Source organism: Pseudomonas sp. AC463 (assembly GCF_979253585.1).
Window position 1 is genome coordinate 1 of record NZ_CEEDDZ010000631.1, and the last position, 270, is coordinate 270.

The 270-nt window shown below is 66.7% G+C and carries 1 protein-coding gene; it reads left to right on the forward strand.

Going from position 1 to position 270, the window contains the following annotated elements:
* Positions 1–19: 19 nt before the first annotated feature.
* A partial coding sequence (locus AC0IYH_RS31735) for a GTP cyclohydrolase II (RefSeq protein WP_471838238.1) occupies positions 20–270 on the forward strand: 251 nt, incomplete at its 3' end.

The window sequence follows — 270 nt, forward strand, 5'->3', positions numbered from 1 at the left end:
GCTCCAGCGATCGATGGAGATGATCGCCGAAGCCGGATCGGGCGTCATCGTCCTCATCAACCGCCAGCGCGCCGATGCCTTCACCACCGCCGTCCGGCGACAGGCGGGCGAGCAGGTCGAGGTGCCGATGGAGGAACTGCGCGACTACGGCGTCGGCGCGATGATCCTGGCGGAACTCGGCGTGCATGACATGATCCTGCTCACCAACACCCACCACACCCTTGTCGGGCTCGACGGTTACGGCCTGTCGATCGTCGGCGAGCGGCGCAT